General features: G+C 64.9%; 7 protein-coding genes. 5 read left to right on the forward strand and 2 right to left on the reverse strand.

Translation table 11 applies throughout. The annotated features are described in order from the left end of the window. Positions 1-60: 60 nt before the first annotated feature. A complete protein-coding gene (locus HU729_RS24410; RefSeq protein WP_186711798.1) occupies positions 61-1,059 on the forward strand; it encodes a hypothetical protein in 999 nt (332 codons plus the stop codon). A gap of 4 nt (positions 1,060-1,063) precedes the next feature. Here the strand turns inward: HU729_RS24410 and HU729_RS24415 are convergent, their stop codons facing one another. Further along, a complete protein-coding gene (locus HU729_RS24415; RefSeq protein ID WP_186711799.1) occupies positions 1,064-1,492 on the reverse strand; it encodes a PACE efflux transporter in 429 nt (142 codons plus the stop codon). Positions 1,493-1,593: 101 nt separating this feature from the next. Between HU729_RS24415 and HU729_RS24420 the strand changes: the two genes are divergently transcribed. From HU729_RS24420 to HU729_RS24430, 3 genes are all read left to right on the forward strand, one after another. Continuing rightward, positions 1,594-2,472 (forward strand): LysR family transcriptional regulator, encoded by an 879-nt coding sequence (locus HU729_RS24420; RefSeq protein WP_186711800.1) that lies wholly within the window; start codon positions 1,594-1,596, stop codon positions 2,470-2,472. Between the two features lie 139 nt (positions 2,473-2,611). Beyond that, positions 2,612-4,498, forward strand: a complete 1,887-nt coding sequence (locus tag HU729_RS24425) for a methyl-accepting chemotaxis protein (RefSeq protein ID WP_186711801.1) — start codon at positions 2,612-2,614, stop codon at positions 4,496-4,498. A gap of 223 nt (positions 4,499-4,721) precedes the next feature. Next, positions 4,722-5,507, forward strand: coding sequence for a sulfite exporter TauE/SafE family protein (locus tag HU729_RS24430; protein ID WP_054892440.1), 786 nt, complete (start codon positions 4,722-4,724; stop codon positions 5,505-5,507). Positions 5,508-5,519: 12 nt separating this feature from the next. Here the strand turns inward: HU729_RS24430 and HU729_RS24435 are convergent, their stop codons facing one another. Then, complete coding sequence (locus HU729_RS24435) at positions 5,520-6,065, reverse strand: histidine phosphatase family protein (protein WP_186711802.1); 546 nt, start codon at positions 6,063-6,065, stop codon at positions 5,520-5,522. 95 nt (positions 6,066-6,160) lie between these two features. Here HU729_RS24435 and HU729_RS24440 point away from each other — a divergent pair, with 95 nt between their 5' ends. Next, positions 6,161-6,766 carry a biliverdin-producing heme oxygenase gene (locus tag HU729_RS24440; RefSeq protein ID WP_186711803.1) on the forward strand — a complete coding sequence of 202 codons (606 nt, stop codon included), beginning with the start codon at positions 6,161-6,163 and terminating at the stop codon, positions 6,764-6,766. Positions 6,767-6,915: the final 149 nt, after the last annotated feature.

Raw genomic sequence — 6,915 nt, forward strand, 5'->3', positions numbered from 1 at the left:
CCCTTCCCGCTTCTATAATCAGAAGACCTCATCCAGCCTCTACCCAGGGAGGCTACCAGCGTGAACCCGCGCATCCCCCTGTTGCTGCTGTGCCTGCTGCTGACCCTGGCTGGCTGCGCCGGCAAACGCTCCCCACCAGCCCCGCCCCCGGCCACGCTCACCCCCGCCCTCTGGCAACAGATCGACCAGGACCTGATTGGCGCCTCGGTTGCCGCCACCGGCTCGGCCAGCGACTATGCCCGTCGCTCGATGAGGGTCTGGCGCGAACAGGTGCAGCAACGTACCGAAAGCGACTTCATCCCCTGGTTCACCGGCTACTGGACCCAGCAATGGCTGACCCTCAAGGTTGCCTGGTTCAAGATGAACAGCGGCAACGGCAGCGACCCGCCCGAAAAACGTTTGGCGCTCTACCTGCAGGAGCAGTACCACGAGCGGGTGATCGAACCGGTCGCCGAGCAGATCAACCCCGAAGGCATCCGCGACCGTGCCAGCGAGCTGTACCTGCAACTGTTCGCCCAGCAGTTGCCGACGATAATCCAGCGCTACAACGCCCCGCCTGATCAGGTCAGCCAACGCCTGAATCACCTTGCAGCCATCGCCCTGGGCCCACCTGCGGCCAGGGACGCGACGCTCTACCAACTGCTGCGCGCCCAGTCACTTTACCAGCAGCCCGCCTGGCAGGCGCTGCGCCAGCACCTGCACGACCAGGCCGCCAAGGCACCCGGGCAAACCGAGGTGGGGCTGTCGTCGGTGGCCACCCGGGCCAGCGAAAAACTCGGCGCCACCCTCGCCCCGCGCGGCATCGCCAGCGCGGTGGCGGCGGCAGTAGGCAAGGCCGCCGGGGCGATGATCTCGGTGGCGGTGGCCGGTTTCGGCATGATGACCCACGACCGCGATCATCCACAGATGGTCGAGCAACTGCGAGTGATCCTCAACGTGGCGCTGAACGAGGAATGGCGCGAGCTCATGGAGAACCGCCAGAGTGGCGCCCTCTCGGGGGTGTACTACCTGTCGGGGCAGGTCGAGGATGGCCTGCTGTCGGGCGCAGGCCGGCCCTGACGCCTCAGGCCACGGCCATGGCCGAGGTCGGCAGGCCGAAGATGCGGTCGAACGCCCAGTTGTAGACGAAGGTGTAGACCGGCACCAGCACGATGAACGCCAGGTCCACCACGAACGCCTCGACCAGGCTCATGTCCAGCCACCAGGCAATCAGCGGAATCAGGTACAGCACCAGCGTCAGCTGGAAGCCCACCGCGTGCGCCACTCGCCGCGCCACGCTGCGACCGCGCTTGGCCTGGCGGCTTTCCCAGCGCTCGAACAGGCTGTTGTAGACCAGGTTCCAGAGCATGGCGATGGTGGTGATCATCACCGCCAGTGGCCCGGTGTGAGAGGGCGGGGTTTCGGACAGGTAGGCCAGGCCCAGCGTGGACATGCACAAGCCAATGAGTTCATAGAAGGTCACGTAGACCAGTTTGCGTTTGACGCCTTGCACCGTGACGACCTCGGGATACAGTGAATGAAGGCGCGGAGAATGAATCAATAATCTTGACAGAAAAAGTCAGCACCTTTCAGATTGACTGAAAGGAGACTTGCATGAACTTTTCCAGCGACAACATCCAACTGTTCCTCGCCGTGCTCGACCGCGGCTCGTTCTCTGCCGCCGCACGGGTACTGGGGCGGGTGCCGTCGGCGGTCAGCATGGCAATCGGCAATCTGGAGGCAGAACTGGGCTACGCCCTGTTCGAGCGCGGTGCCCGCGAGGTGCGCGCCACCGACCGCGCCCGCGCCCTGGAGCCGCACGCGCGGCTGATCGCCGAGCAACTGGGGTTGCTGCAAGTGCATGCGCTCGAACTGTCGCGAGGGCTGGAAAGCAGCCTGGCCATCGCCGTGGTGCCGGACATCGACCCCCGTCCACTGCTGACAGCCATCGCCCGGCTGGGCGAGCGCTACCCGCTGCTCGACATCGAACTGCTCAGTGCCCCGCAGGAGGACGCCCTGCAACTGCTCGACAGCGGCCGCGTCAGGTTGTGCCTGGCCTTTGCCGGGTTGCAGGTCGATCCGCGCCGCAGTTTCCAGCACCTGGGCACCGAGTCGCTGGTGGCCACCTTGTCGCCTCACCATCCAGCCCTGCGCCAAGGGCGTATCCGCGACCTGGAAGACCTGGTGAACATCCGCCAGATCCTGGTGCATAGCCGTGACCTGCCACTGCGCGACACCCGCTCACTAATCGGCACCGCGCACTGGCGCACCGACAGCGTCGACCTGGCCCTGCAGATGGTCGAAGCAGGGCTGGGTTGGGGCGACCTGCCTGTGGCCAGCGTCATGCCACGGGTAGAGGCCGGCCGGCTGGTGCGCCTGGCGTTTCGCAACACCCGCAACGAGCTGCAGCTACCCGTGCATGTGCTGTGGCTCAAGGAGCAGCCACTGGGGCAGGCTGCTCGGGCGCTGGTGGAGTTGCTGGCTGCCGGCTGATCCGTCCATGACCACCCGTCGGCCAGAACGACGTCTAACTCAACCATTTGGCCCGCAGGCCGATACCGATTCCGACAGGCACCGCCACGCGCCACGAGTGCACGGCGGCCTCCCCAGCATCGGCTCAAGGTCTCGAAACATGAACCTGAAGTTCCGCCACAAGATTCTCCTCAGCGCCTGCGGTGTCGTGGTATTGGCATTCGCATTGTTCACCCTCTACAACGACTACCTGCAACGCAACACCATCCGCCAGAACATCGAATCCTCCGTGCAGCAGGCCGGCGCACTGACGGCCAGCAGCGTGCAGAACTGGATGAGCGGACGCATCCTGATCCTGGAGAACCTCGCCCAGGATATCGCCCAGCAAGGCACCGGCAGTCAGGTCGCCGGGCTGGTCGACCAACCCTCCTACACCAGCAACTTCCAGTTCACCTACTTCGGCCAGAACACCGGACTCTTCACCCAGCGCCCCGACGCACAGATGCCCGAAGGCTACGACCCGCGCAAACGCCCTTGGTACACCGCCGCCGCGAGCGCCAACCAGACCCTGCTGACACCGCCCTACCAGGCATCGGTCGGCGGGCTGGTGGTGACCATCGCCATCCCCGTCAAGGCCCGCAGCAATGGCGAGCTGCTCGGAGTGGTCGGGGGTGACCTGAGCCTGGACAGCCTGGTCGACATCATCAACGCCGTGGATTTCGGCGGTATCGGCCACGCTTTCCTGGTCGACCGCGAAGGCCAGGTGATCGTCAGCCCCGACAAGGACCAGCTGATGAAGAACCTCAAGGACATCTACCCCGGCAGCTCCCTGCGGGTCGAGCCGGGCATGCAGGACGTGACCCTCGGCGGCGAAGAGCGGATCGTCTCCTTCACTCAGGTCAAGGGGCTGCCTTCGGCGCAGTGGTACATCGGCCTGTCCATCGACAAGGACAAAGCCTACGCCGCCCTCGGCCAGTTCCGCAGTTCGGCCATCATTGCCATGATCATCGCGGTGGCCGCCATCGCAGCCGTGCTCGGCCTGCTGATCCCACTGCTGATGCGCCCGCTGACCACCATGGGCCGCGCCATGCACGATATCGCCGAAGGCGAAGGCGACCTCACCCGTCGCCTGCAGGTGCAGCACAAGGACGAGTTCGGCGAACTGGCCGCAGCCTTCAACCGCTTCGTCGAGCGTATCCACGCCTCGATCAGCGAAGTGGCCTCGGCCACCCGACAGGTGCACGACCTGTCCGAACAGGTGATGAGCGCTTCCAACGCCTCGATCAACGGGTCCGAGGAACAGAGCCTGCGCACCAACAGCGTGGCAGCGGCGATCAATCAGCTCGGCGCCGCCACCCAGGAGATTGCGCGCAACGCCGCCGATGCCTCGCAGCACGCCAGCGGCGCCAGCGATCAAGCCAACGACGGGCGCCAGGTGGTGGAGGATGCGATCAGCGCCATGACCGCGCTGTCGCACAAGATCAGCGAGTCGTGCGAGCAGATCGAAACCCTCAACGCCAGCACCGACGAAATCGGCAAGATCCTCGACGTGATCAAGGGCATCTCCCAGCAGACCAACCTGCTGGCGCTCAACGCCGCCATCGAAGCCGCTCGCGCCGGGGAAGCCGGGCGAGGCTTTGCCGTGGTCGCCGATGAGGTGCGCAACCTGGCACACCGCACCCAGGAGTCGGCCGAAGAGATCCACCGCATGATCACCAGCCTGCAGGTTGGCTCGCGCGAGGCGGTGCACACCATGAACGCCAGCCAGGTCTCCAGCGAGCAGACCGTACAGGTGGCCAACCAGGCAGGTGAGCGACTGGCCAGTGTGACCCTGCGCATCGGCGAGATCGATGGCATGAACCAGTCGGTGGCCACGGCGACCGAGGAACAGAGCGCAGTGGTCGAGAGCCTGAACCTGGATATCACCCAGATCAACGCCCTCAACCAGCAAGGGGTGCAGAATCTCAACGAAACCCTGCGCCACTGCGATGCCCTGAGCCAGCAGGCGGGACGCTTGAAGCAGTTGGTAGGCAGTTTCAGGATCTGAAACGGCTTCACTGTTCCCCCTGTAGGAGCGGGCTTGCCCGCGAAAAAGACACCGCGCTGCCTGGCACGGGCTACGCCCGTGTTCGCGGGACCAGCCCGCTCTACAGGGGAACAGTGAAGCTGCCGCGTTATAACCTAATAACGAACAATTCTATTTGGCTATAAAGAACAATCTATATCCTGCTCCCATCCGACAACGGGCTAGCGGGCAGATTGAGTAACGTATGGATGTAGGTTCTTTCGGTTTCACCATTGCCGGGCTGGTCGTGGGTTTCATCGTCGGCATGACCGGCGTCGGCGGCGGCTCGCTGATGACCCCGATCCTGCTGTGGTTCGGTATCAACCCTGCCACCGCCGTGGGCACCGACCTGCTCTACGCGGCAATCACCAAGGCCAGTGGCGTCTGGGTGCATGCGCGCAACAAGAACATCGACTGGAAGATCACCGGCTGGCTGAGCCTGGGCAGCGTGCCCGCGGCAGCGCTGACCCTGTGGTTCCTCAGCACCCTGCATGCCGACACCTCGGCACTCAACGCCATCATCAAGCAGGGCCTGGCGGTGGTGCTGATCCTTACCGCCCTGGCGATCCTGTTCAAGTCGCGCCTGCAGGCCTTCGCCAGCAAGCATGCAGGCGATCACTACCACCTCAGCGACCGCAGCCTGAACCTCCTCACCGTGATCACCGGTGTGGTGCTCGGGGTCATGGTCACCCTGACCTCGATCGGTGCCGGCGCCCTGGGCACCGTGGCGCTGTTCCTGCTCTACCCCTTCCTGGTGACCCGGCGCCTGGTCGGCACCGAGATCGCCCATGCCGTCCCCCTGACCCTGGTCGCAGGCCTGGGCCACGCGGGTATGGGCAACATGGACTGGTCGCTGCTCGGCTACCTGCTGCTCGGCTCGCTGCCGGGCATCTACCTCGGCAGCCACCTCACCGGCCGCATCTCCGATCGTGTGTTGCGTCCCTGCCTGGCGGGCATGCTGCTGTTGATCGGCTACAAGCTGGCCTTCTGATACTCCGGCGCCTCAGGCCGGCGCAAGACGCAGGCGCCAGATCTGTGTGCGGCTGAGTTCGAGCCGTGAGCACGGCGGGACGTCGATACACTGGTAGGCCCCGAGCGAACTGCCCAGCACTTCGACCATCGCGGCACGCATCACCATCGGATGCGTGACGGCCCACCAGTCACCGGGCGTGTCGAACGCCTCCAGCCAGTGCGCCACGCGCTTGTGCAGCGCGGCGAAGGACTCTCCACCATGGGGCGCCGCGTCCACATCGACCTGCCACCACGCCAGGGCTTCGCGCTGCTCGCGCTGCAACTGCTTGAGCGCAACGCCCTGCCAATGCCCCATGTCACAGTCGGCCAGCGCCGTCTCGATACGCACTTCGGGGGCGAGCCAGGCGGCGGTTTCACGGGCGCGCAGTTCGGGCGCGCTGAGCACCTGCACGCCCTCGGGCACAGCCTTCAACAACGGGGCATCACCCAGCACGGGATCGTCGCTCAACGGAAATCGCCCGGTTTTCTGGGCGCGGGTCAATGCATGGCTGATCAGGGTCAGACGGACGGCTTTCACCTTGGAGCTCTCTGGCAATGAGGATTAGGGCATCGAGGAACGCTGCGCTAAGATCGCCAGTCTAACCCAGGCAATTAGCCATCAGAGTCGATTCGATGACCATCACCTCCCGCCCTCCTCCCGGTCCTGTCCTGCTCGCGCTGCGTGAAGGTACGCAGGCCTGCCACAAGACACTGGAGGCACGCCTGCCATTTTTCAGCGAAGGTTTCGACCACGATGCCTATCGCCGCCTGATCGAGGCGTACTACGGCTTTCACGCACCGCTCGAAGCATTGTTGGCGAGGCACCAGGACAGTGGGCGCAACAAAGCGCCGGCACTGTGCCGCGACCTGCAGGCACTCAAGCTGAGTGCCGAGCAGATAGACGCGCTGCCGCTGTGCCGGGACTTGCCCGCCATCACCGATGAGGCCAGCGCGCTGGGTGTGATGTACGTACTGGAGGGCTCCACCCTCGGTGGCCAGGTGCTCAAGCGTGCCATGGCGCAGCGCCTGGGTATCGACGCCGACAGCGGCGGTGGTTTTCTCGATGTGTATGGCAGCGCCACCGCCAGCCAGTGGCGCGGCTTTCTCGAACGCCTGGATCGGCACCCCCTGCCACCCGAAAATCAGGCCCGCACCGTGGCTGCGGCAGTCGCTACCTTCACCTGCTTCGAGCGCTGGCTGGAGCAGCGCGCGGTGTTGTTGCAGGCAATTGAATGCTAAGCGCCACCGTTGATCGACCTGAAAAACGTCACATACCCTGTAGGAGCGGGCTCGTCCCGCGATCGGGCGCGAAGCGGCCGTAGATCAGGCAACCGGGGTATTCCTGAAACACCTCGAAGCCCGGCTTTACGGCCGCTACGCGCCCGATC

Source organism: Pseudomonas sp. RW10S2 (assembly GCF_014268985.1).
In the GTDB taxonomy this organism is placed as follows: Bacteria; Pseudomonadota; Gammaproteobacteria; order Pseudomonadales; family Pseudomonadaceae; genus Aquipseudomonas; species Aquipseudomonas wayambapalatensis.